We start from the raw sequence: 20,871 nt of genomic DNA on the forward strand, positions 1-20,871 counted from the left end.
GGATAGTATTTCGCATATTGATTACCTCATCGCTATTATTATGTTGCCGACTTTTAGCCCTGTCCGGCGCAGGGTGTTGTGGTATTATCTTTACGCCTGTGATTTCTTTGAACGGAGACTCAGGCGAAAAACATCAACCACCCTATAAAAAGGAGTTAAATAACGGCCTCAAAAGAGGAACTAATCCAATTCTTCGAAGATGCAAAAAAAATCGCGTGAAGGACATATTATTGAGGATAGAATAACCGCACTTGAAATCATGACTTGTGCTATAGCAGCCTCCTTAAAAGGAGAAAGCAGAGAGAACTTTTTGACCATCATGAATTCTTTTTCACATGTAAATAACCCGATGAAAAACCGAACAGATAAGTCTGTTGCAGATTTACATGTTCTCAGTGCTAATTTTGTAACCATACTCAATTCCCTCAAATAGTGAACTATTCAGCCTCAATTTATGGGGCTGTTTATTGATCAGCGAATTCAAAGGCAATATCACCTACATATATACCATGCTTAAATATTTTTAATTCACCAACACCACACACCGAAGAAGAAGAAACCCCTTCCGTATTTAATAAATGCTGTTGATTAAATTCGAACAATTTACTTTCAAAAGTATTACGAACAAAAGACAAAACTTCTTGCAGAGTTTTTTCGGTATTATGAAGTAATTTATCAGACGTCTTTGACATTGTGCCATTAAGCGCTTTCTCAACCGAATCAACTACCGATTGAACTTGTACCTGCGGCTGAGCCTGCACCAGATCCCCAAACCCAATCCGCACAGATTTAGAAAAAGGGTAATCACTACCCGTTGCAACCTGCATAAACTGCCCCAACGTTTCCTGAATATATTCAGGGGTGATTTCAACCTCGTCTTTGATATCAGCAAAGACATCATGCAGACGTGCCATCATCGTTAGTTGCAGCTTTGAACGTTCCAGTGATGTTGAGTTTTTCATTTTTTTACTCTCTGTTGAACTAATATTTCAGCCATTTGCTATAGCATCTTGCAACATAGCGATCATGTTGACCTGAATTTTTCCTTTGCTACCGATCTTGGGACGAATGATTATTTCTCCTCTGTTAACCATTCCGCGACAAGTATTTTCAGGAATACCACTAAGCTCGGCATACTTACCAATTGAGACATAAGGTGAAGTAACGTAATAATTGATAATAATGTTTTTCATTAGCAATCTAAACCTCGCCTAAATACAGGAAGATTTCTTCCCTTCGAAGTAATAAATCCGAGCTAGACTCGATATAGAACGAGAATCCTTGTGCGCCTTAACTCTCAGATCTTCGTACTCCTCTACAGGTATCCGTATTACAACCTGCTTTTCAGTAGCAGAGCCACTTGGCGTTCGCGATAAGCGAATGGGCGTATCATGTGACATAATGTTATATTGTGCTCTGTTAGGTTAATGTTTAAGTAAGAGTAAGGATGAAAAGCTCACATGTCAACACAAAAAAATGATGTTTTCATCACAATAGGGAAAAGACTGAGAGAAGAAAGGGAAAAAATTGGAGCGAGCCAAGACTTGATGGCTAAAACGTTTGGTGTTTCCACAAGAACTTGGGGGGAGTACGAAAGAGGTAAGACAGCCCCTAATGCAGCAATGCTTTCTATGCTAGCGACTGAATATGGTTTTGATATCAATTATATCATAACCGGAATACGTGCTGCACCTGTAATTATTTCAGTCGAAGAACAGGCGTTAATTGAACATTATCGTGCTATGAGCGAAGAATCTCGTGCGAGTATGCGAGCAGTTGGATCAGCGTTTGCGCAATCATCACTTGATAAACAAGTAAAAAACAGATAACTGCGGAATTTATTCAACAGAAATCATCACTTTTATAAACTGTGATCTATAAACATGTTATCCATTAGTTACAATGTTATGTTAAGTGAAGCTAATTGATAATTATTGCATTATTAGTTATCAGTCACATAACCAAACTGGAGACATTTAATGGGTACTATAGGTCGCAGATTAATCAATGAACTTAAACGATTGGGATTCAGTGAGGCGGATTTTGCAGAATTGACAGGATATTCAGGTAGTAGTCATGACGGAACTTCTCTTGACTGCTTATATTTACAAGTATTAGCAAAATACGGAGTTGACACGTCATATATAGTCACAGGGAACAGAATTCAGCCGATAGAAATATCGGAAGATGAACAAGAAATAATTGAACAATATCGCGCCATGAATAAGGCGCACCGTTTAAAGATACAGAAAACTGATAATGAAATTACACACGAAAGAAATAGAGAAACAGTAAAGTAATCACGACTCTAAATTAACCCTGTTATTATTTTTTATTTTTTAGAGTCGTGAGTATTTTAACCTGACTCATTCTTAACCAAGGGTAATATATGAAAAACATTATTCTCGGCATCATCTTAACTACCAACGTCTTTCCTGCAATAACTCATGCTAGCCCTGTAAATACACTATATAAAAAAGCCATCGGTAACATTGTCGATAACCCTCAATGTAACGAGCAGGAATTTCTTCTGGAGACACCCCACAAGATAAGTGATGATGAAGACGATATACAGCAACATAGTACAAAATTCACTCATGATGTTTTTGTTACCTTTTCTAAAGATACCAATACAAAAGGTTTTAATATTGATATTAGCGCATTCCCTGCCCCTAAAACGCTAAACGAACAACTCTCTGCATTCTGTGTTATTTCTGCATTTCAAGCAGCTATCGATCCCAGCAAAACCACAAATGAATATATGAAGCTAAGCCAGAAAATGTACTCTTCCGCTTCAAAATCAAAAAACGGGCGTGATGAATACCAATCAAAGAATTATGAACATATTGTTCATCTTGATAAGGGAACAGATAAGCCCACTCTCACTTTTCAGTTTTATCCGCAAGGCTATGAATTACCAAGGTGACAAGGCAAGGTGATAAATAATGACAGTAAGAAAACTACCGACTGGTCAATGGCTTTGTGAGTGCTATCCAAACGGCAAAACAGGAACCCGAATAAGAAAAAAATTTACAACCAAAGGTGAAGCGCTAGCCTTTGAGCGCAAGCTAGTACCTAAAGCAGATAACGTCAAACAAGCTATAAAGTTGAGTGATTTGGTTGAGCGTTGGTATGAAATGCACGGCAAAACACTTAATTCCGGTAGCTCAAGAAAATCTAAACTGGATGCAATTTGTGTGCGTATGGGTGACCCTTACGTTACTGAATTTGATAAAAACATGTTTGCTGTTTACCGTGAGCAACGCCTTAACGGGAAATGGAATGCAAAAGGCAAAGCCGCCCCAAAGCAAGCAACGCTTAACCGAGAACAATCATACTTACATTCTGTTTTTGCTGAATTAAAAAGGCTGGGTGAATGGGATGGAGGAAATCCGCTTGATGGCGTTCGCCAATTTAAAGAGGGAGATCAGGAATTAGCCTTTCTTTATGAGGACGATATAAAACGGCTCTTAGCGGCATGTGAGGAATCAAAAAATAAAAATTTAGGATATATCGTGCGCATTTGCCTTGCTACTGGTGCTAGATGGAGTGAAGCCCAATCATTAACGCAATCTCAGGTTATGCCGTATAAGGTAACTTTTACTCAAACAAAAGGTAAAAAAAACAGAACTGTACCTATTTCTCAAGAGTTATATGAATTGCTTCCCAAAAGGCGTGGGGCTTTATTCTCAAACTGCTATGACGCATTTGAAGGTGCATTAAAAAAAGCCAATATTGAACTACCAACAGGCCAGCGGACACACGTTCTCAGACATACATTTGCATCACATTTTATGATGAATGGCGGAAACATTTTAGTTCTGCAACAAATATTAGGCCATACCACCATTTTGATGACCATGCGTTACGCTCACTTCGCACCCGATCATCTTGATGCAGCAGTTTCATTAAACCCCTACGACAAACTAAAAACCGCCCAAAAAAAATCATAAAAAAGTGGCGACGGAAAAACATATTAGTTTTTATTGATACATATTCGAAGAGATTAACCATCTGTTTTTATTTAACTTATTGATTTTAAAAAAGCATACGAGGTTTTTAAAATCCCTCGGCCTTAAGGCTGTGCGGGTTCAAGTCCCGCCCTGGGCACCATACATAAGCTTACTAGCGTCTACTCTAGTAAACTAACTCTTAGAAAGACCTGATAAATCAATCAGGTCTTTTCTTTTTAGGTCTACTCTAGTCTATTGCAATCAACATGCACGGCGGGGCATAATCAGGGGCACCTACACTTCTATTTTAAATGTGCCCCTTATAATGAAACTAAACGCACGACAAATCGAGACTGCAAAACCTAAAGAAAAAACCTACAAACTCGCTGATGGTGGCGGTCTCTACTTAGAAGTCACAACACGCGGCTCGAAGTACTGGCGTATGAAGTACTACCGCCCCACCGATAAAAAAGAAGACCGACTGGCTTTCGGTGTCTATCCAACCGTTTCTTTAGCCGATGCTCGTACCAAAAGAGACGAAGCTAAGAAGCTGATTGCTCAGGGTATTGATCCTAAAGCCGAGAAAAAAGACGCACATGCTGGGGCAAAAGGAAAACATACCTTTGAAAAAGTCGCCCGTGACTGGCACGCCAGCAACAAACGTTGGAGCGAAGATCACGGCAACCGCATTCTACGCAGCCTTGAACATTATATATTTCCGCATATTGGCAGGCTTGATATTTCCACTTTACGGACAAGCCAACTTTTAGCGCCGATCAAAACCGTTGATGCTGATGGAAAACATGATATTGCCCAGCGATTACAGCAACGTGTCACTTCCATCATGCGTTATGCCGTTCAGAATGATATCCTTGATTCCAATCCGGCTAATGATATGGCTGGCGCACTTTCCACCGTCAAGGCCAAACATCATCCCGCCCTGCCTCATGAACATTTACCCGAATTTTTGAACCGACTTTCTCGCTATCGTGGACGCTTAATCACCCGTATCGCAGTAGAGCTGACTTTATTAACGTTCGTCCGTTCCAGTGAATTGAGATTTGCTCGTTGGGAAGAACTTGACCTTGAAAATGCAGTCTGGAAGATCCCCGCCACAAGAAAAGCCATTGAAGGGGTTAAATTCTCTGAACGGGGCATGAAAATGAAAACGGAGCATATTGTGCCGTTGAGTCATCAGGCTGTCACTTTGTTCAAATCATTACGCAAGCTGAGCGGTGATTGTGAAGTCATGTTCCCTAACGATCACGATCCACAAAAAGTCATGAGTGAAAGCACAGTTAATAATGCCTTGCGTGTTATGGGCTACAATACTAAGACAGAAGTCTGTGGGCATGGTTTTAGAACAATGGCGCGTGGTGCAATGGGCGAATCTGGATTGTGGAACGATGATGCCATCGAACGTCAGTTGAGCCATGTAGAAAGAAAAAATGTCAGAGCCGCCTATATTCACACATCTAAACATCTGGACGAACGGCGGCTGATGGTTCAGTGGTGGGCCGATTATCTGGATGCCAACCGAGGAAAACATATCACACCGTATGATTTTGCAAAAAAACGCCGGAAATAATCTTGAATAATATCCATAACGTGCTGAGTATATGATGTTTTTTTAGACTTTGTTGGCACTGCCAGCAGAGTCTATTTTTTACACGATTTATAGTACAACAACCATCATAGGGTGATTTTTTATCCTTTGCTGGCAGTGCCAGCATAGCCTGTTTTTCAGACAATATATTAACAAGTAAAATCACACATTCTGATCTTGTCAATTCTTTATTTTGTCCTTCGTACAGTTAATCTTGTTATCGCAACCATTAAATAGGGTGTTTTTTTAAACTTTGTTGCCTGGGGCAACTAAGGTTGTTTTTTTGCACAATAAAGGAGCATTATAAAATATTTATTAAATTCAATGCGTTATATATATTGAATTTAACTCATCTTGATATTATAGCCACAGTATTGATGATTCTTTATGCTTGTGTGCCCGTGGCACACAAGTCTATTTTTCATACATTCAATAACCCGTATTTAATTTTACGAATTGCATAAAGAGTTTACGCTTTCAATTAAACAGAATTTTTAAATAATCCTCTGTCATCAAATAACGTCTACCAAGGCATTTCAAGGACTCGATAACAGGGGGTATACATGCCAACAATGACAACATCTAAAGAAAGTCTTATTCGCCTGCCAGAAGTTCAGCGCAGAACGGGTTATAGCAAAGCATGGATCTACAGGCTGATTAAAGAAGATAAATTCCCGAAACAAGTCAAAATCGGCCCTCGTTCGGTTGCGTTTGTTGAATCAGAAATTGATGGCTGGGTGGATCAGCGGATTGCTGAGTCTCGTGCCTGATCGAGTACTGGCCTGAATTTTGGTGCATTCGTTCACAATGCAGATAATTCTTTCATTAAGAGATATGCAAGTCTTGCAATTATTATTTAAACAGCAAAAGGATAGCGGCATGGGAGCTATCCTCCTAATTAATTGTCGGCTGGTTCAACCCTTGGGTTCAATACCACGTGATTGGAGTTCTTTACGAAGTACGCGCTTGATCCATGTAGCAAGGGAAGCATCACCATCGGTTTTTGCCTGTTCTTCAAGTTGTTGCCTGAATTCTTCCGTCAATCTCATTTGGTATTGGGGAGAACGCTTTTCTTTTTGTGTTGACATGGTAATTACCCAAGGATATTTTAAATTACATGGTAATGACCATTTTAATTTTAGTAACCAAATAAAACAACGCCCCATAGTGCTCGCAACACATACAGGGCGTCTGACCAATAACCGTTGAGAGATAACGATAATGGCTGATACACAGCATAACCAAACTCACCCTAAATTTACATCTTCAGATAAAACAGACGGACAAAAACAGCCCGATCTGATTCAGACCGTGAAAAGATCTGCTATGTACCATTGGGAAAATCTGTTGCCTGCATGCGGCATCGACATTCCCGCAAAGGGGAAACATGGTGCTCGCCCTGTCTGCGGTGGTACTGACCGTTTTCACTTTATTGACGACCATAATCATGGCAACTGGTATTGTCGCCAATGTGACGCCCCAAACTATGGTGATGGGCTAGATTTAGTGGCAAAAACCAAGGGAATCTCGATTATTGAAGCAGCAAAAGTTATTGCGGATACGCTGGCATTGCCTTTGCCAGAACCCAAGCCAACTAGGGAAAGCATTCAAACAACACAGTCGATTGCTGAAAGAGTGACGGCACTGATGGCGCACAGATCATTAAGCCCAATGGCGAGAAAAAATTACTCTCTGGCAGCCAGAAGAAAGGATCATTTATTGCCTTATCAAAGCTAGAAGAGTACTCCGATACAGTCATTATTACCGAAGGTTATGTTACTGCGCTCACAGTTAATCAACTTTATAAAGGTACTGTTCTGGCGGCACTGGATGCAGGTAATTTGCTCTCTGTCGCTCAATCAGTTCGGGAACGATGGTTTGACACGAAAATCATCTTTGCTGCTGATAATGACTGGTATAGCCCCGGCGAACAGGATAAAAGCGGTAAACCAAAAGTGAATATCGGCAAGATCTCGGCAGAAAAAGCTGCCCTTGTGGTTAATGGTTGGGTCACATTGCCACCTACAGAGTATAAAGCTGATTGGGACGATTATCGCCAGCAACACGATGTGGAAATGGCAAAGCTGGCCTTTTCTCAGGCACTTTATCAACCGATATCAACCAAGAAGAAAGCAACCACTCAGCCCAATGATGCCGAGCCACCAAAGTTGACATTATGTCAGATGGGAGCCAGCCAGCGCGGGGAAGTGTTACTGGCACGTTATGACGGCAATTTGGCACTGGATGGCGCTTCGGAAAACGTTCATCACTATGATGGTATTGTCTGGCGTCCGGTCAGTGACCGTGATTTAAAACGGGAAATGGTGGCGGCCTTTATGGAAGAAAAGCTGCCGTACTCACCACATGGTATTAGCTCTGCTGTGGATGCTCTGAAATTACAGCTTCCCATGATGCAACCACCAAAGCGCCACTTAATCGGGTTCAATAATGGTGTGTTTGACCTGAAAACCTGCCAGTTCCGGTCGCATCGTAAAAGTGACTGGCTGCTACTTGCTAATGATGTTGAATTCAATTCCCCCATTTCGGGGGAAACCCTGAAAAACCATGCGCCACAGTTCTGGCACTGGCTGAATCGGGCAACAGCCAACTGTGAAAACAAGTTCAATCGTGTATTGGCGGCACTGTTTATGGTGCTGGCGAACCGTTATGACTGGCAGCTTTTTCTGGAGGTCACCGGCGCCGGAGGCAGTGGAAAAAGCATCTTTGCTGAAATCTGCGCTATGCTGGCAGGCAAAGGCAACACCGTTTCCGCCAGTATGGCTGCTCTGGAAAACCCACGGGAACGGGCGTTGATTGTCGGGTATTCGTTGATTATCCTGCCAGACCAGACTCGCTATGTAGGTGATGGCTCCGGCATTAAGGCCATTACAGGCGGTGATGAAGTTGCCATTGACCCGAAGCACAAACAACCCTATTCAACCCGTATTCCTGCTGTCGTACTGGCAGTGAACAATAACGCCATGAGTTTCAGTGATCGCAGTGGTGGCGTGTCGCGGCGTCGAGTCATTTTCAACTTTTCCGAAGTTGTGCCAGAAAATGAACGCGATCCACTCCTGCGGGATAAAATTGCGGCGGAATTGCCTGTGATTATCCGACATCTGCTGTATCGGTTCGCTGATCCACAAGCCGCAAGGTGTTTACTGGCAGAGCAACAAAAATCAGAAGAAGCGCTGGAGATCAAACGCGGCACAGATCCATTGGTCGATTTTTGCGGTCATCTGATTGCATCCCATGAAGCTGATGGCCTGTTAATCGGCAATGCGGAAATTATGCCGTTCAATCCTCGCAAATACCTTTATCACGCCTACCTTGCTTATATGAAAGGCAATAACCTGAATAAACCTGTTTCTGTAACGCGTTTTGGCATGGATATGCCGGGCGCACTGGCGGAGTACGGTCAGCATTACCTGCGCAAGAAAAGCAAACAAGGTATTCGTAGCAACCTGAGCCTAGATATTGATACTGCTATCGAATGGATGCCGAAACTGACAAGGGATAGCCTGCCAGAAGAATAATTTTTTCTTATACAGACATTTTTCAAAGAAATATAAAAAAGTGTTCATCATTATTCACTCTGTGATTTAAATCAGATATATCAATCTATTACAGGATTAATAGTTATTTTTAAACTGTTCGCAAGTATTCAACCCTGTTCACCATTTTTTCAAGTTTGAGGTGAAGGGTTAGTTGAAGAGTAATGATGAGTTTGATTTCAGGTTAACACCATTTAACATTATGAATTTAAATAAAAATATTTAAAAGTGAATAGGTGAACAGTTTTATCACTAATTCTTTAATAGGGTGGGTTAAATAAGAATTTTTTTCTGGCAGGTGTTTTTCAGCTCTCCGAGTTATCGGGTTAATGTATTAGCCCGGTAACCCGGAGAAGACAAGCGCAGCGCGTCAGTGACGTTATAGGTCAAAATGGTTATTTCCCGATTAAGTGAGAAACTCTTTCTGACTGGCCATTAGTTTTGTGCCACGGCAGTTTCAAATTTATGCAACTAATAGCACTCTCTATGTACGTATAAAAATCACTTTAATAACATTTTTTTAACAAAAATGATAACATTCATTTAAGATTTGTTTAATTAATCTACTTTTATTTTTCCATATGAAAGGTTAAAACCACCGACTTTAGTCGGTCAGCTTTAGCTGCGATACTCTATTGCATGAGAGGTGCAATATGGATTACAGATATGGCAGCCACACGGTATTCCAGATTGAATATCATTTTGTGTGGGTAACAAAATACAGGAACAAAGTGCTGACAGGTGAAGTCGGTATGCGGGTGCGTGAATTAGTCCGTCAAACATGTGAAGCGTTTGAGATTAGGATAGTCAGTGGTGTAGTGAGCCAAGATCATGTTCACATACTGGTGAGTTGCCCCCCGACATTAGCGCCTTCAGAAATCATGAGGCGACTGAAGGGAAGGACAGCGAGCAAGTCGTTTGAAGAATTTGCTCATCTGAAGAAGCGCCACTGGGGTCAGCATTTTTGGGGCAGAGGCTATTTTTGAGCCACAGTGGGTCAGTTAACGGAAGAGATGATTAAGGCTTATCTGGAGCATCATTTTGAACCAAACCCGGATGATAACTTCAGGGTAGATAATTGACGCATCGTTCAGCCGATGCGTATCCGGACTTTCAGTCCGTTAATCACTAACCCACCTACTTTAGTAGGTGGTTGTTGAGTAAACGTCATGCTGATGAATCGTTTATTCCTCTACATCAGGACATTGCATTGTGGGAAAAACCCTTTAATACCGCTTGGACGTTCTGGGTAGCTTTGACTCCGGCATTTAAAGAGAACGGAGGTATGTTTTATCTGCCCGATATTGATGTGGTTTATCCGCACGAGTTCGATCTAAATTATCCCATGTTTAAGTGCATCGACCTCGAAAAAAACCAAATTTCTCAGGAAAAACTAAAGGATGTATCACTTCAAGCAGGAGATATCTCGGTATGGCCTGCAAAAACCCCGCATGGCAGTTACATGAATATCAGCGGTCAATTGCGTATAGGCATGCCAATAGTGTTTGTTGAAGAGAACGAATATCAAAGACTAATGTGAGGCAAATATGAAAGTATGGGTAATTGATAATCTAAAAATTATTTTCCCTGATAGAGAGATTTCAGAAACCAATATTGATGAATCCCTCAAAGAATTATTAAATCATTCAATGAAAATGGTGACTTTTTTGGCACGCTTTGCTCGACAATTTAATCATGCACCAAAAATTATGGATTTTCAGGCTGCTCCTTGTTTTGAAACCTTAGTCAGAAGTATGGAGCACCCTACATGATACGTATTATTGATTGCACTTTGAGAGAAGGCATGCAAACCCGCCAGTGTTGCTTTACTACTGAACAGTCGGTACTACTTTCCCGAGAAATAGCGGCATTAGGGGTAGATACGATTGAATGTGGACATCCTTTTATTTCGTCGAAAGAAGCAGAACGTGTGCAAGCTGTGGTAGCAACCTCACCTGTGCCAGTGTTAGCTCACGCCAGAGCTCGCTTGGAAGATATCGATGCTGTGTTACAAACTGGCGCTCACTGGGTTGGATTGTTCGCCTCTATTAATGAAATTTCAATGGCAACGAAGTTTAAAGGTAAGAGCCGCGAAGAATTGCTAACCATGTTTGGTTCTTCTATCCGATATGCCCGTGAACAAGGACTGTTAGTCAGGGCAACCATTGAGGATGCAGGGCGTACTGCAGTCCCTGACTTGGTCAGTATGATTATAGCTGCTCGTGAAGCAGGTGCTAATCGTATTTGTTTCGCTGATAGTGTAGGTATTCTACTACCCGATGAAACTTTTGATGTGTTATCGCTATTACGCTATGAGTTTCCTGATATTGTTCTTGAATATCATGTTCATAACGACAGAGGACTAGCGCTAGCTAACACGTTAAAAGCGATTGAAGCGGGAGTTGAATGGATCTCTACGAGTTGTAATGGTATAGGTGAACGTGCAGGTATCACTGATACTTTCCAATTGATTACGCTGTTTGCTACACGTTTTGAACAAAATCGTTTTGATATTTCCCGAATTTTGGCGCTCTCTGAATTGGTAGAAGCGTATAGCAGAATACCAATGTCTCCAATGCAACCGATTGTAGGTAAAAATGCGTTTGTGCATGTTGCCCGCTTACACCAACTTGCTATGCAAAAAGACAGTGCTGCTTACAGCATTTTTGATCCAAAACTCATCAAGGGATACATCTCTCTGGATCATTTTACTCCCTTACAAGAACAAGAGCTTTTTCTGGTTCCGTTGGAAAAATCTTCAACAGAACTGAAGTATCACCGCCACGGCCCAGGAAAACGCTTTGTGATGTTGGATAAACGATTGGTAGATGGGTCTCCCTACTATTTTATTGCCCGCCAATTTTCGATGATAGGCGCTGATGAGTCTGCAGAGACAGGTCATGTTGATAGCCACACTCATAATTGTGACTCCGTATTCTTGTTCTTAGGAGATGGTCAAGACTATATCGGCCTAGAGGTGGAAGTCGATCTTGGGGGCGATATTCGTCATATACATAGCCCAGCCAGTGTTTTCATCCCTGCGGGTGTGGCTCACTCCTATCGTTTTATTCGCGGTTGTGGCACCTATATTAACTTTGTCCATAAAGGCGATTACCATGAAAGTTTATTGGAGATAACACAGTGAAACAATTTAATAAAAATGCAGAATCTTATGATATCGTAAGGGGAAAGATCACCTACCCCGATGAGTTATATCGTTCACTCTCTGTCCGAGCACCTTCAAATGAAGCTGCATTGGATATTGGCTGCGGCAATGGCGTTTCTACCATTCGTTTGAAAGAGTATTTTGCTTATGTTCAAGGGTGTGATCTTGGTGATGCTCTTATTGAGCGAGCGTGCCATAGCTATCCTGATATAACGTTTAGCGTATCTCCAGCAGAAACTTTCTCCCCGCCACGCAATTATGACCTGATAACCAGTGCAACCTCATTTTACTGGATGGATCGTCAAGTAGTGTTAATGAATTTACAAAAGTGGTTAAAATCCGGAGGGCTTTTTTGCGCCTATAAATATGATTTTCCAATGGTTTATGGGCCATTGCGCGATTATATTGAAAAAGAATTGATCTCGCGCTGGGCAAAGTACCGAGATTCTCGTCTGACACAATATGATGATACGCTCGAACTGATGCGTGATTGTCCGCACTTGTATAACGCACAACGTGAGGTGTTTGCCAATATTATTTTCCTTTCTGCAGAAGAATTAGCATTGTTTTTTTTATCTACTAGCTACGTGACTCGCTATATTGAGCTGGAAGGTGGGGAGGCTTACGCTCATGAATTTATGGAAAATGTCATGACAATTGGTGGTGCCAATTCGATTGCTGTTAACTTTGATATTCATGCTTTTACTGCGGTAAACCGCTAGGAGGACAGATGGAATATCTGCCCATCACGCTGGATACTACACTCCGTAAGAAAGCCCTTAGTTCGCCACAGCAATCTCTGTTGATTGATGCTTTAAAACCCGAATCAGCGATTGAATATCGATGGAAAGAAACCAATATGCTTGTCGATGCTCTGGCTTGGCAGTTTGCGGATTTACCCGGCAAAGGCATTGGTGTGATACTGAACAACAGCTATAACTGCCTATGTATGATTTATGGCGTTATCCGTTCAGGAAAAGATTTGGTACTAATCGATCCTGAATGGGGTATTACAGCAAAACAGGCAATTATTGATGAGATGGCGCTGCAGATATTGATAAGTGCTGTCCCTATTCAGGATGAGTTTGCCACATTACAATTTATTCCTGACTTTTCATCCGATTCTGTTGAGATGTTTGATGAGCACGCAGCTGCAAATAGCAGAATGATTATTTTTACCTCAGGAACCACAGGTAAACCTAAAGGTATCGTTCTCAGTCAGCGAGCTATGGTGAACGCCTATGCCATTGGTCAGCGCTGCCTAAAGATAGGTGAACATACTCGTGCTGGCTGTTTTTATCGAGTCAGCGGATTAGGAATACTTGGTATCAACTTCCTGTTTCCTCTACTGTATGGTGGCAGTGTAGTATTACTTCCGCAACATTGCTGGTCTGACTGCATAAAATTTTGGCAGTTAGTAGAACAATTCAATATCAGCTTTCTCTATATGGTTCCACCTATTGTCAATTTTATGGTTAAGGAAGGGGTTCCGCTCACGGTTCCTTTTCCATTATCCCGCTTATTGTGTGTGTCTGGTTCAGCCCGCTTGGATGCCGGTTTACAGGAGGAATTTCAGCGCAATTTTGCTCCGTTAGCCAACATTTATGGACTGAGTGAGTGTGGTTTTGCCTTTTTATTTGGTCGTCTAAATAGAAATAAATTTGATAATACGGTAGGTTCTGCTATCGGCCTGACACTACGTTTGACTGATGAACAGGGTCATGAAATTACCCAACCTGGTTCTCGCGGGCGATTATGGGTGAAAACACCAAGTCTGTTTTCAGGATATGTAAATCAGCCCGAGCTAACGGCACAAGTGGTACATGATGGCTGGCTGGATACCCAAGATATTGCCTATTTCGATGATCAAGGTGGATTTTATGTATTGGGTCGTGTGGATGGGACAATAAATAAAGGGGGAAACCTGTTCCACCTTAACGAGTGTGAACAATTGTTGAATACCCGTAGTGATGTGATAGATGTGTGTTGTCTGAAAGTACCCTGTGATATTTATGGTGAAGATTATATTGCAGTTATCCAAGTAGAACTTGGGCAAGAAAGTGTTCTGTTAACTTGGTTACAACAGCATTTAGGCATATCCCGTGCCCCGCGTTCTGTTTTCTGCCTCAATAAAAAGCTCCCACTAAATGGTGCCGGTAAACACGACCGACGCGCTATTACCGAACTTATTACCCAGGGAGTATCATAATGTGCGGCATTTTGGGTGATATTGGACCAAGGTTTGATGGTGCTCGTTTTCGTCAAGCACTTCAGAATCTTCATCATCGGGGTCCTTATGATAACGGGTTTGTTGACTTACCTGCAGGTGCATTAGGAATGACACGCCTGCCAATGTCTAGTGCAGCCTCACTACCGATACCAGTGAAATATGGAGAAACTTATGCCGCATATAATGGTGAAGTTTACTCCCCAAATGTGGGAATTGTGGATGAAGTTCGCTTGCTCTGTGAGGGAATAGAAAAAGGAATACTACCAGATGGAATGTTTGCGCTAGCATTATGGCAACCGCATAGTGCTTCATTGACACTACAACGTGATAGTTACGGAATCAAACCCCTCTACTATTTTTATCAAGCAGATCGTGGACGGTTGATATTTTCATCCGAGCTTACGCCGATACTGACTTTGTTAGGTGAGTGTATACCAAATATCGCCGCGATAGCTCAGGTTGTGGCAACAGGGGGTACTTTAGAAGGCGAAAGTTTATTTTCCGGTATACGCCTTGTAGCCCCTGGAGAGCAGTTAAGATTTAGGCTTGGTGAAGGGCAAGCACGGTTGATTCAACGCCAGCATTTTTTTCCTCAAACTGAACCATCATCGCATTCAATTGAAGAAACACTAGGTGAAGCTATCAACCGTTGTAAATCGACATTTCGTCCATCAGCACTGTTACTCAGTGGGGGAATCGACTCAACTCTGCTTAATACCTGGATGAAGCCTGATATAGCTAAATTCACTCTTGCCTTAGAAAGTGCCGAGGAGTCAGTGCGCCTACAACCCAATTTGCATCGGATTTCTCTGGAACAAACAGCTTTTATGCCTGTGTTGCGAAAGGCGGTAAAAAACTTTGGTGCAGCAACCCGTATGTCCAGCCTGCTGATGTATCAACAAATAGCGGATGCAGTCGGGGATGCAGGATACCACTGTGTATTGCTGGGAGAGGGTGCTGACGAGTTGTTCTGGGGCTATCCACGCCACCTTGACCTACAACAATCAAAGCGACATGATGCAGGCAGTTTTGCCCGTATTTGGTTCGGTGACTACCAAAACAAAGCAAAGTTATTTTCTTCTGAAATTACCTCTGAACTGAATGATCAAATTGAAGAAATTTCTAATTCAGCCCTAAAGGAAGGGTATGAAGCAGCTATTGACCATTTCGATCTGCATTACTCTTTGGAGCCTCTGTTGCGTCGAGCTGATCATCTCCTGATGTCACGCACAATTGAAGCTCGAACACCTTATTTACATGCTGGACTCGGTATGCTGGCAAGTCGTTCCACACGCCTTGCGGATGGTATAACTAAAGCCCCACTGTGTAATTTACTCAAGAAACGGCTACCAAACTGGCAATGGAAACCTAAGCAACACTTCCGTTTACCTTTCGCCTATTGGCCTAAAGCAGTACAGGAAATGCGTCACTATCTGCAGGAACACTGCGAGTCATTACGCAATATCGGTCTGGTGAATTTAACACCTGCATATATAGAAACGGTGGATAATACTCAACTTTTTACTCTAACTACGCTTTCCCTTTGGCAACAAGAATATGAGGTGAATTTATGAGTTTTTCTTCCTACCCGCGCCCGATTGCTTGGCGAGGAAATATCGTGTTTGAACGTTCGGCTCGTTTTAATCAGTCGTTGGAAACTCTGCTCAGAGCAATGGCGGAAGGCTATCAACCTGATAAAAGTGATGATATATTGCGTCGTAATTTGCATCGAGAACTTGAGCTGGAAAGTGGTGTAGTAGTGCATGATTCCCCAACGCTCAAATCCCTATCGGCTGCACCATTTCGAGCACTGTTTAATGAGTTTTGCCTTTGGTTTGGTATTCCAGTTTCAATTAACAAACAAGGACATTACTTAAAAGAAGTTCGTGATCATGGTGTACGCGATAGTCTTAATATGCCACAACGTGGACATTTAACTAATCAAGAGCTCTCTTTTCATTCTGATAGGGCAGATATCACTGTGCTGGGTTGTTGGAGTCCTGCTGCTCGCGGAGGTGCTTTTCGCATTCGTTCTTCTGCCGATGTAGTATTGCAAGCAGAACAACGCCAGTTTACTTGGCTTTCCCACCTAAAAAAGCCCATTCCTCATGATTTGCGTGATGAAGGTGATCAATCTTGGATTGCTTTGCCACTATTGAGTGAAAATCATGATCAATTTGTTTTACGTTATATACGTAAATTTAACGATTCAGTAGTTCGCCATGGCATAGAGCAGGCACAAGAAATCAACCAGATGCTAACAGATATGGATTCAATTGTTGAACAGCCTGGTCATTACGCTGAACTGAACTTCAGTAAAGGAATGTTAGTAATGGTTAATAACCACATTACATTACATGCTCGCACTTGTTTTGAAAATGATGAAAAACATGAGCGTTGCTTGTTGCGTTGTTGGCTTAGCAGTGAATTTACTCGCCCATTACCCACAAGTTTTTTGCCTTTGTTTCATAGCGTAGACGCAGGAACTTTGCGTGGTGGCGTCCTGGCAGATAAGACATGGTGATCCGATGCAGAGTAAAACCTTTACCCTGGCACGTTTTCGTGCTTTACCCGCAGAAATTCATTTGATGTTGGTAGGCACCCTGCTAACGCGGGGAGCCTATTTTATGATCTGGCCTTTTTTAGCAGTGATACTGTACCGCCAGTTCAACTTCTCTGCAACTACCATTGGTGCCTTACTCTCCATAGCTATCATCTTTGGTGCAATCAGTGGCGTCTATACTGGTTGGTTATCAGATCGTTTTGGTCGTAAACGCCTTATACTTTGTGGAACCACATTGAGTGCACTGGCTTTTGTCTTACTAAGCTATGATAATAACCCCGCACTGTATGGCATTGGTATTGCCGGTGTCAGTATTGGTTGTGCTCTACTTGAATCCAGCTGCAAGGCATTAATAGGAGATCGTATTAATGATAAGGCTTCACGTGAGCTGGCACTCTATTGCCGTTATTACGCTATCAATGCTGGTGCTGCGGTAGGTCCATTATTTGGGGTGACCTTAGGCGTTGACAAACAAGGTTTAACCTTTTTAATTACTGCCTCAATCTATTTTATTTATGGTTTGTTGCTATGGCGCTCACTGCACTATACCGTATGGCGAAGTACTACACCAAAGCAAACTAGTACCACATCTTCCACGTTTTTTGCCGCCTGCGGACAAATGATCCGTCATCGATTTTTTGCTTTGTTGATGCTTTGTAATATGCTGGCAGCCTTAGTATACGCCAGCTTCGATTCCACATTGGTCCAATATCTCACTCGTAGTCATGTACCAAATGTTATGTCGCTGATTGCTACCCTGATTGCGATTAATGCTCTGACTATTATTATTGCTCAGTTTCCTTTATTACGTCTGCTACAACGTTATTCGACTGGAGTTAGGCTAATGACAGGATTACTAATGATGTTATTGGCACAGCTGCTATTTGCTTTTGCTCCTGTTACACAATTTTATATGCTCGCTGTAGCAACCATCATCCTTAGTCTGGGTGAATTAGTAGTATTCCCTACATTCAGTGTGGAGGTGGATCAAATAACCCCAAATGCGTTACGTGGGAGCTATTTTGGTGCCGCTAACCTTTACCTATTGGGCAGTGCAGTTGCTCCATTGTATGGTGGTTTAATGTTGGATCTTGGCAACCACCAGATACTTTTTCTTAGCCTAGCAGGGCTTTGTTTGCTCACCATGATACTACAACGCACTGTAAACTCGATGAAACGGACACAAAGTGAGGTAACTACACCATGACTGCACGTATTCTGGTTTCAGGTTTTTTTTTACGTCGTGGTGTTTGGTCTCCAAATTTGATTGGGGAAGATGTAGATGATATCAGAGACCAATCAGAGTGTGACCTCCAGCATTGGCTAGATGAAGCGGAAATGCTTGCCTCGACTTTTAATAAACCAATAGAAATTATTGGTCACAGTTTCGGAGGATATCTAGCACAATGCTTGGCAGCTCGATTGGGAGACAAGGTTAGCCATTTATGGTTATTGAGTGCGCTGACTAGCCAAGGTGGCAGTGCTCTTGAAAGCTATCAAGAGAGTGGACAAGAGGCGTTATCAGAAATTTGTAGGTTGGATATAAGTAGTGGTCGTATCTACTTACATAAACCTGAACGCTTCCTCACACTTTTAGGCCAACCTGTTCCTTTAGCATCAAGTGAGCCAGTGCAGTTATTACTTGCTCCGCCACCACCACGTATAACTAACTTGAGCTGTCCAGTTAGCTATGTAATCACACAGCAAGATTTGCTAACACCTCCTTTACTACAACATACTTTTGCCAGCCGACTAAATGCACGGTTAATTAATTGGATAGGAGGACATATGTCTCCTTTAATGGAGAGCGAATGGCTGCATAGCAGATAAGTATAAGGGAATCACAGACCTCAATAAGAAAATTTACTTTGAAAGCGGTAGGAAGAGCTGTTACCTAGATTATCCCTATCGTTTTTTCTCAATTTCATATCAAATAAAAATTTGACCCTACTCGTTCCAACCGATAAAATATTTAATTGTTATCAAAGATCCATCGCCTGTCAGGATCGCCTTCGGGTGGCGAAACAAAACTCCTGTAGCCTGAAAGGGAGAGCAAGATTGCGGTACATCTGCCCGCCTTTGGAAGCAGATATTGTCAGACATAAACCCCTTGTCTGGTAATGAAGGTTTCTTAAACTAAAAATACGCCCGAAAGGTGTTTTTATTTTGTCGCCGAAGGGTGTTGAACGTGGGTTCATACACTGACTTTTCAAATCAACATAAATCCTATTTATCTTCAATGAACAACAGGATGGCTTTTGCGCATCCGTTCATACTTTTATCTATCCCTGTTTGAATTATTCAACAGACAATTTTTCTACCGCTAAACCATTAACGCATGACTACCGTTTGACATTGAATCTGGCGGCGTTTTGCTGTACCCGTTGGTATTTCAACGCTTTCATAGTCTTTGCTGATTGTTCGAAAACTCAAGGCGTCACTTTTTGCGGGTTACCGCTGAAAGTGACGCCGCAGCCAAAGCACAACACAACCCTGACAGACTCAGGCCTGCTTAACCACGCAGTAAATCTGACACTGTATTTTTAGATTGAAAAAGGAGAACTTGACGATATCGAGGCTGGCTTTTTTGCCGGTGGGGATGACCTGTTTATGCAGGCGGCAGTACCGCGTACTCAACCGATACCCCGCAATACCTCAACTTGCGTTCACTCTGGCGCACAGATATCGATCAAGGGCAAGGCAGTTATTTTCTGTTTTGCCAGAATGGTCACGCGCCAGAGATCGCATGTTGTCAAGCATCAGCAAGGGGAAGCTAATGAGCCGATTGATTAAGGAATTAAAGTTTTTTGCCCGACAAGGCGGCGGTAGTCATAAAACCTGTCATGATCGCATTCGGATCGCTGGGCGTTTGGGTGCTTTGTTATTGAGCCTGAATATTCAGGTTAAAAGCCTTAATAATTTGAAAGCCAAGCATGTGGAACAGTATGTTGATGCCCGTTTATCTCAGGGGATCGCCAAACGAACGGTGCAAAATGAAATGGCTGCGCTGCGTAATATCTTTCGCATGGCAGGCCGAGAAAAACTGGAGACCTCGCCGCGTTTGAGTAATCAGGCATTGGGATTAAGCGACACCAGCCGCGCTGGAACAAAACAAGCAATCCCTGATGCCACGTTTCAGGTTGTTTATCAGAAAGCACTAGAACGTGATGTCGGACTTGCCGTTACACTGAAACTCGCCCGATTGCTGGGGTTACGTTCTCAGGAAACAGTGCAATGCAGTGCTTCGTTAAAAAGCTGGCGTAAACAGTTGGAGCAATCAGAGCCAAAACTGCATGTTGTCTTCGGTACAAAAGGCGGCCGACCAAGAAAAACCCGTGTATTGGATGTTGCAGCAGTAAAAGAAGCTGTCGAGCAGGCCATTGTTATTGTAGAACAACGTGGCGGCAGATTGATTGATAAGCCAGATCTCAAACAAGCCATGAACTACTGGCGGGCACATACCACAAAGATTGGTTTAATCGGCTGCTATTCTCCCCATAGTTTGCGCTATGCGTGGGCGCAGGATGCGCTTAATTTTTACCAACAAAATGGTTTTAGCCATCAGGAAGCAAGAGCGCTGGTTTCAATGGATATGGGGCATGGTGATGGCCGTGGGCGTTATGTTGAACGGGTTTATAGTCGTTAAACTTAGTCGTTCGGTTATTGAGTTAGATAAAACAATCAGTTAAAGTATTCCCGCCATTAGCAAAATCTAGTGGTGAGGTTTCGCAGCCTCGAAATATGGTGTCCCACTGGTAGGATGTTTCTACCAGTGCGTCTGCTATCACCCTTTCAATGG

General features: G+C 42.4%; 22 protein-coding genes and 1 pseudogene. 20 read left to right on the forward strand and 3 right to left on the reverse strand.

The window, feature by feature from the left end:
• Positions 1-464: 464 nt before the first annotated feature.
• Positions 465-962: a hypothetical protein gene (locus Xentx_RS07100; protein WP_074019569.1), complete on the reverse strand. Its 498-nt coding sequence runs from the start codon at positions 960-962 to the stop codon at positions 465-467.
• Between the two features lie 27 nt (positions 963-989).
• Positions 990-1,193, reverse strand: coding sequence for a DNA-binding protein (locus tag Xentx_RS07105; RefSeq protein ID WP_074019570.1), 204 nt, complete (start codon positions 1,191-1,193; stop codon positions 990-992).
• 267 nt (positions 1,194-1,460) lie between these two features.
• Here Xentx_RS07105 and Xentx_RS07110 point away from each other — a divergent pair, with 267 nt between their 5' ends.
• From Xentx_RS07110 to Xentx_RS07135, 6 genes are all read left to right on the forward strand, one after another.
• The gene (locus tag Xentx_RS07110) at positions 1,461-1,829 is read left to right on the forward strand and encodes a helix-turn-helix domain-containing protein (RefSeq protein ID WP_074019571.1); all 369 of its coding nucleotides are present in this window, start codon (positions 1,461-1,463) and stop codon (positions 1,827-1,829) included.
• Between the two features lie 150 nt (positions 1,830-1,979).
• The gene (locus tag Xentx_RS07115) at positions 1,980-2,300 is read left to right on the forward strand and encodes a hypothetical protein (protein ID WP_074019572.1); all 321 of its coding nucleotides are present in this window, start codon (positions 1,980-1,982) and stop codon (positions 2,298-2,300) included.
• 89 nt (positions 2,301-2,389) lie between these two features.
• The gene (locus tag Xentx_RS07120) at positions 2,390-2,926 is read left to right on the forward strand and encodes a hypothetical protein (RefSeq protein ID WP_074019573.1); all 537 of its coding nucleotides are present in this window, start codon (positions 2,390-2,392) and stop codon (positions 2,924-2,926) included.
• A gap of 19 nt (positions 2,927-2,945) precedes the next feature.
• A complete protein-coding gene (locus Xentx_RS07125; protein WP_074019574.1) occupies positions 2,946-3,953 on the forward strand; it encodes a phage integrase in 1,008 nt (335 codons plus the stop codon).
• A gap of 325 nt (positions 3,954-4,278) precedes the next feature.
• On the forward strand, positions 4,279-5,541 hold the full coding sequence (locus Xentx_RS07130) for a tyrosine-type recombinase/integrase (protein WP_074019575.1): 1,263 nt from the start codon (positions 4,279-4,281) through the stop codon (positions 5,539-5,541).
• A gap of 581 nt (positions 5,542-6,122) precedes the next feature.
• Entirely contained in the window at positions 6,123-6,329 is a 207-nt protein-coding gene (locus Xentx_RS07135) for a helix-turn-helix transcriptional regulator (RefSeq protein ID WP_074019576.1), read from the forward strand.
• Positions 6,330-6,473: 144 nt separating this feature from the next.
• Here Xentx_RS07135 and Xentx_RS19110 read toward each other — a convergent pair whose 3' ends face one another.
• On the reverse strand, positions 6,474-6,647 hold the full coding sequence (locus tag Xentx_RS19110) for a hypothetical protein (protein WP_167366726.1): 174 nt from the start codon (positions 6,645-6,647) through the stop codon (positions 6,474-6,476).
• A 133-nt stretch (positions 6,648-6,780) separates the two neighbouring features.
• Here Xentx_RS19110 and Xentx_RS19930 point away from each other — a divergent pair, with 133 nt between their 5' ends.
• From Xentx_RS19930 to Xentx_RS07200, 14 genes and pseudogenes are all read left to right on the forward strand, one after another.
• Positions 6,781-7,296, forward strand: coding sequence for a primase-helicase zinc-binding domain-containing protein (locus Xentx_RS19930; protein ID WP_339373712.1), 516 nt, complete (start codon positions 6,781-6,783; stop codon positions 7,294-7,296).
• Positions 7,297-7,319: 23 nt separating this feature from the next.
• The gene (locus tag Xentx_RS07140) at positions 7,320-9,095 is read left to right on the forward strand and encodes a DUF5906 domain-containing protein (RefSeq protein WP_339373716.1); all 1,776 of its coding nucleotides are present in this window, start codon (positions 7,320-7,322) and stop codon (positions 9,093-9,095) included.
• A gap of 671 nt (positions 9,096-9,766) precedes the next feature.
• A pseudogene (gene tnpA / locus Xentx_RS07145) lies at positions 9,767-10,195 on the forward strand (IS200/IS605 family transposase).
• Positions 10,196-10,269: 74 nt separating this feature from the next.
• Entirely contained in the window at positions 10,270-10,653 is a 384-nt protein-coding gene (locus Xentx_RS19340; protein ID WP_074019577.1) for a phytanoyl-CoA dioxygenase family protein, read from the forward strand.
• A gap of 7 nt (positions 10,654-10,660) precedes the next feature.
• Positions 10,661-10,885, forward strand: coding sequence for a hypothetical protein (locus tag Xentx_RS19345; protein WP_074019578.1), 225 nt, complete (start codon positions 10,661-10,663; stop codon positions 10,883-10,885).
• Entirely contained in the window at positions 10,882-12,258 is a 1,377-nt protein-coding gene (locus Xentx_RS07160) for a 2-isopropylmalate synthase (protein WP_074019579.1), read from the forward strand. The genes Xentx_RS19345 and Xentx_RS07160 overlap by 4 nt, the downstream gene beginning before the upstream one ends.
• The gene (locus tag Xentx_RS07165) at positions 12,255-13,001 is read left to right on the forward strand and encodes a class I SAM-dependent methyltransferase (RefSeq protein WP_074019580.1); all 747 of its coding nucleotides are present in this window, start codon (positions 12,255-12,257) and stop codon (positions 12,999-13,001) included. Before Xentx_RS07160 ends, Xentx_RS07165 begins: the two co-directional genes overlap by 4 nt.
• An 8-nt stretch (positions 13,002-13,009) precedes the next feature.
• Positions 13,010-14,488 carry an ANL family adenylate-forming protein gene (locus Xentx_RS07170; RefSeq protein ID WP_074019581.1) on the forward strand — a complete coding sequence of 493 codons (1,479 nt, stop codon included), beginning with the start codon at positions 13,010-13,012 and terminating at the stop codon, positions 14,486-14,488.
• On the forward strand, positions 14,488-16,083 hold the full coding sequence (locus Xentx_RS07175; protein ID WP_074019582.1) for an asparagine synthetase B family protein: 1,596 nt from the start codon (positions 14,488-14,490) through the stop codon (positions 16,081-16,083). Before Xentx_RS07170 ends, Xentx_RS07175 begins: the two co-directional genes overlap by 1 nt.
• Positions 16,080-17,033 carry a TauD/TfdA family dioxygenase gene (locus Xentx_RS07180; protein WP_074019583.1) on the forward strand — a complete coding sequence of 318 codons (954 nt, stop codon included), beginning with the start codon at positions 16,080-16,082 and terminating at the stop codon, positions 17,031-17,033. The genes Xentx_RS07175 and Xentx_RS07180 overlap by 4 nt, the downstream gene beginning before the upstream one ends.
• Complete coding sequence (locus Xentx_RS07185) at positions 17,002-18,279, forward strand: MDR family MFS transporter (RefSeq protein WP_208607555.1); 1,278 nt, start codon at positions 17,002-17,004, stop codon at positions 18,277-18,279. Before Xentx_RS07180 ends, Xentx_RS07185 begins: the two co-directional genes overlap by 32 nt.
• On the forward strand, positions 18,276-18,902 hold the full coding sequence (locus tag Xentx_RS07190; protein ID WP_074019585.1) for an alpha/beta fold hydrolase: 627 nt from the start codon (positions 18,276-18,278) through the stop codon (positions 18,900-18,902). The genes Xentx_RS07185 and Xentx_RS07190 overlap by 4 nt, the downstream gene beginning before the upstream one ends.
• A 780-nt stretch (positions 18,903-19,682) precedes the next feature.
• On the forward strand, positions 19,683-19,865 hold the full coding sequence (locus Xentx_RS07195) for a hypothetical protein (protein ID WP_074019586.1): 183 nt from the start codon (positions 19,683-19,685) through the stop codon (positions 19,863-19,865).
• Positions 19,849-20,718, forward strand: coding sequence for an integrase domain-containing protein (locus Xentx_RS07200; protein ID WP_074019587.1), 870 nt, complete (start codon positions 19,849-19,851; stop codon positions 20,716-20,718). The genes Xentx_RS07195 and Xentx_RS07200 overlap by 17 nt, the downstream gene beginning before the upstream one ends.
• The last annotated feature ends 153 nt before the right edge of the window (positions 20,719-20,871 follow it).

The sequence above is a fragment of the Xenorhabdus thuongxuanensis genome (genome assembly GCF_001908095.1).
Lineage (GTDB): Bacteria > Pseudomonadota > Gammaproteobacteria > Enterobacterales > Enterobacteriaceae > Xenorhabdus > Xenorhabdus thuongxuanensis.

Bases quoted from the DNA above. Each gene is read 5' to 3' on its own strand.
- Xentx_RS07100 (WP_074019569.1), bottom strand. From the start codon at position 962: ATGAAAAACTCAACATCACTGGAACGTTCAAAGCTGCAACTAACGATG.
- Xentx_RS07105 (WP_074019570.1), bottom strand. From the start codon at position 1,193: ATGAAAAACATTATTATCAATTATTACGTTACTTCACCTTATGTCTCA.
- Xentx_RS07110 (WP_074019571.1), top strand. From the start codon at position 1,461: ATGTCAACACAAAAAAATGATGTTTTCATCACAATAGGGAAAAGACTG.
- Xentx_RS07115 (WP_074019572.1), top strand. From the start codon at position 1,980: ATGGGTACTATAGGTCGCAGATTAATCAATGAACTTAAACGATTGGGA.
- Xentx_RS07120 (WP_074019573.1), top strand. From the start codon at position 2,390: ATGAAAAACATTATTCTCGGCATCATCTTAACTACCAACGTCTTTCCT.
- Xentx_RS07125 (WP_074019574.1), top strand. From the start codon at position 2,946: ATGACAGTAAGAAAACTACCGACTGGTCAATGGCTTTGTGAGTGCTAT.
- Xentx_RS07130 (WP_074019575.1), top strand. From the start codon at position 4,279: ATGAAACTAAACGCACGACAAATCGAGACTGCAAAACCTAAAGAAAAA.
- Xentx_RS07135 (WP_074019576.1), top strand. From the start codon at position 6,123: ATGCCAACAATGACAACATCTAAAGAAAGTCTTATTCGCCTGCCAGAA.
- Xentx_RS19110 (WP_167366726.1), bottom strand. From the start codon at position 6,647: ATGTCAACACAAAAAGAAAAGCGTTCTCCCCAATACCAAATGAGATTG.
- Xentx_RS19930 (WP_339373712.1), top strand. From the start codon at position 6,781: ATGGCTGATACACAGCATAACCAAACTCACCCTAAATTTACATCTTCA.
- Xentx_RS19345 (WP_074019578.1), top strand. From the start codon at position 10,661: ATGAAAGTATGGGTAATTGATAATCTAAAAATTATTTTCCCTGATAGA.
- Xentx_RS07160 (WP_074019579.1), top strand. From the start codon at position 10,882: ATGATACGTATTATTGATTGCACTTTGAGAGAAGGCATGCAAACCCGC.
- Xentx_RS07170 (WP_074019581.1), top strand. From the start codon at position 13,010: ATGGAATATCTGCCCATCACGCTGGATACTACACTCCGTAAGAAAGCC.
- Xentx_RS07175 (WP_074019582.1), top strand. From the start codon at position 14,488: ATGTGCGGCATTTTGGGTGATATTGGACCAAGGTTTGATGGTGCTCGT.
- Xentx_RS07180 (WP_074019583.1), top strand. From the start codon at position 16,080: ATGAGTTTTTCTTCCTACCCGCGCCCGATTGCTTGGCGAGGAAATATC.
- Xentx_RS07190 (WP_074019585.1), top strand. From the start codon at position 18,276: ATGACTGCACGTATTCTGGTTTCAGGTTTTTTTTTACGTCGTGGTGTT.
- Xentx_RS07195 (WP_074019586.1), top strand. From the start codon at position 19,683: ATGCAGGCGGCAGTACCGCGTACTCAACCGATACCCCGCAATACCTCA.
- Xentx_RS07200 (WP_074019587.1), top strand. From the start codon at position 19,849: ATGAGCCGATTGATTAAGGAATTAAAGTTTTTTGCCCGACAAGGCGGC.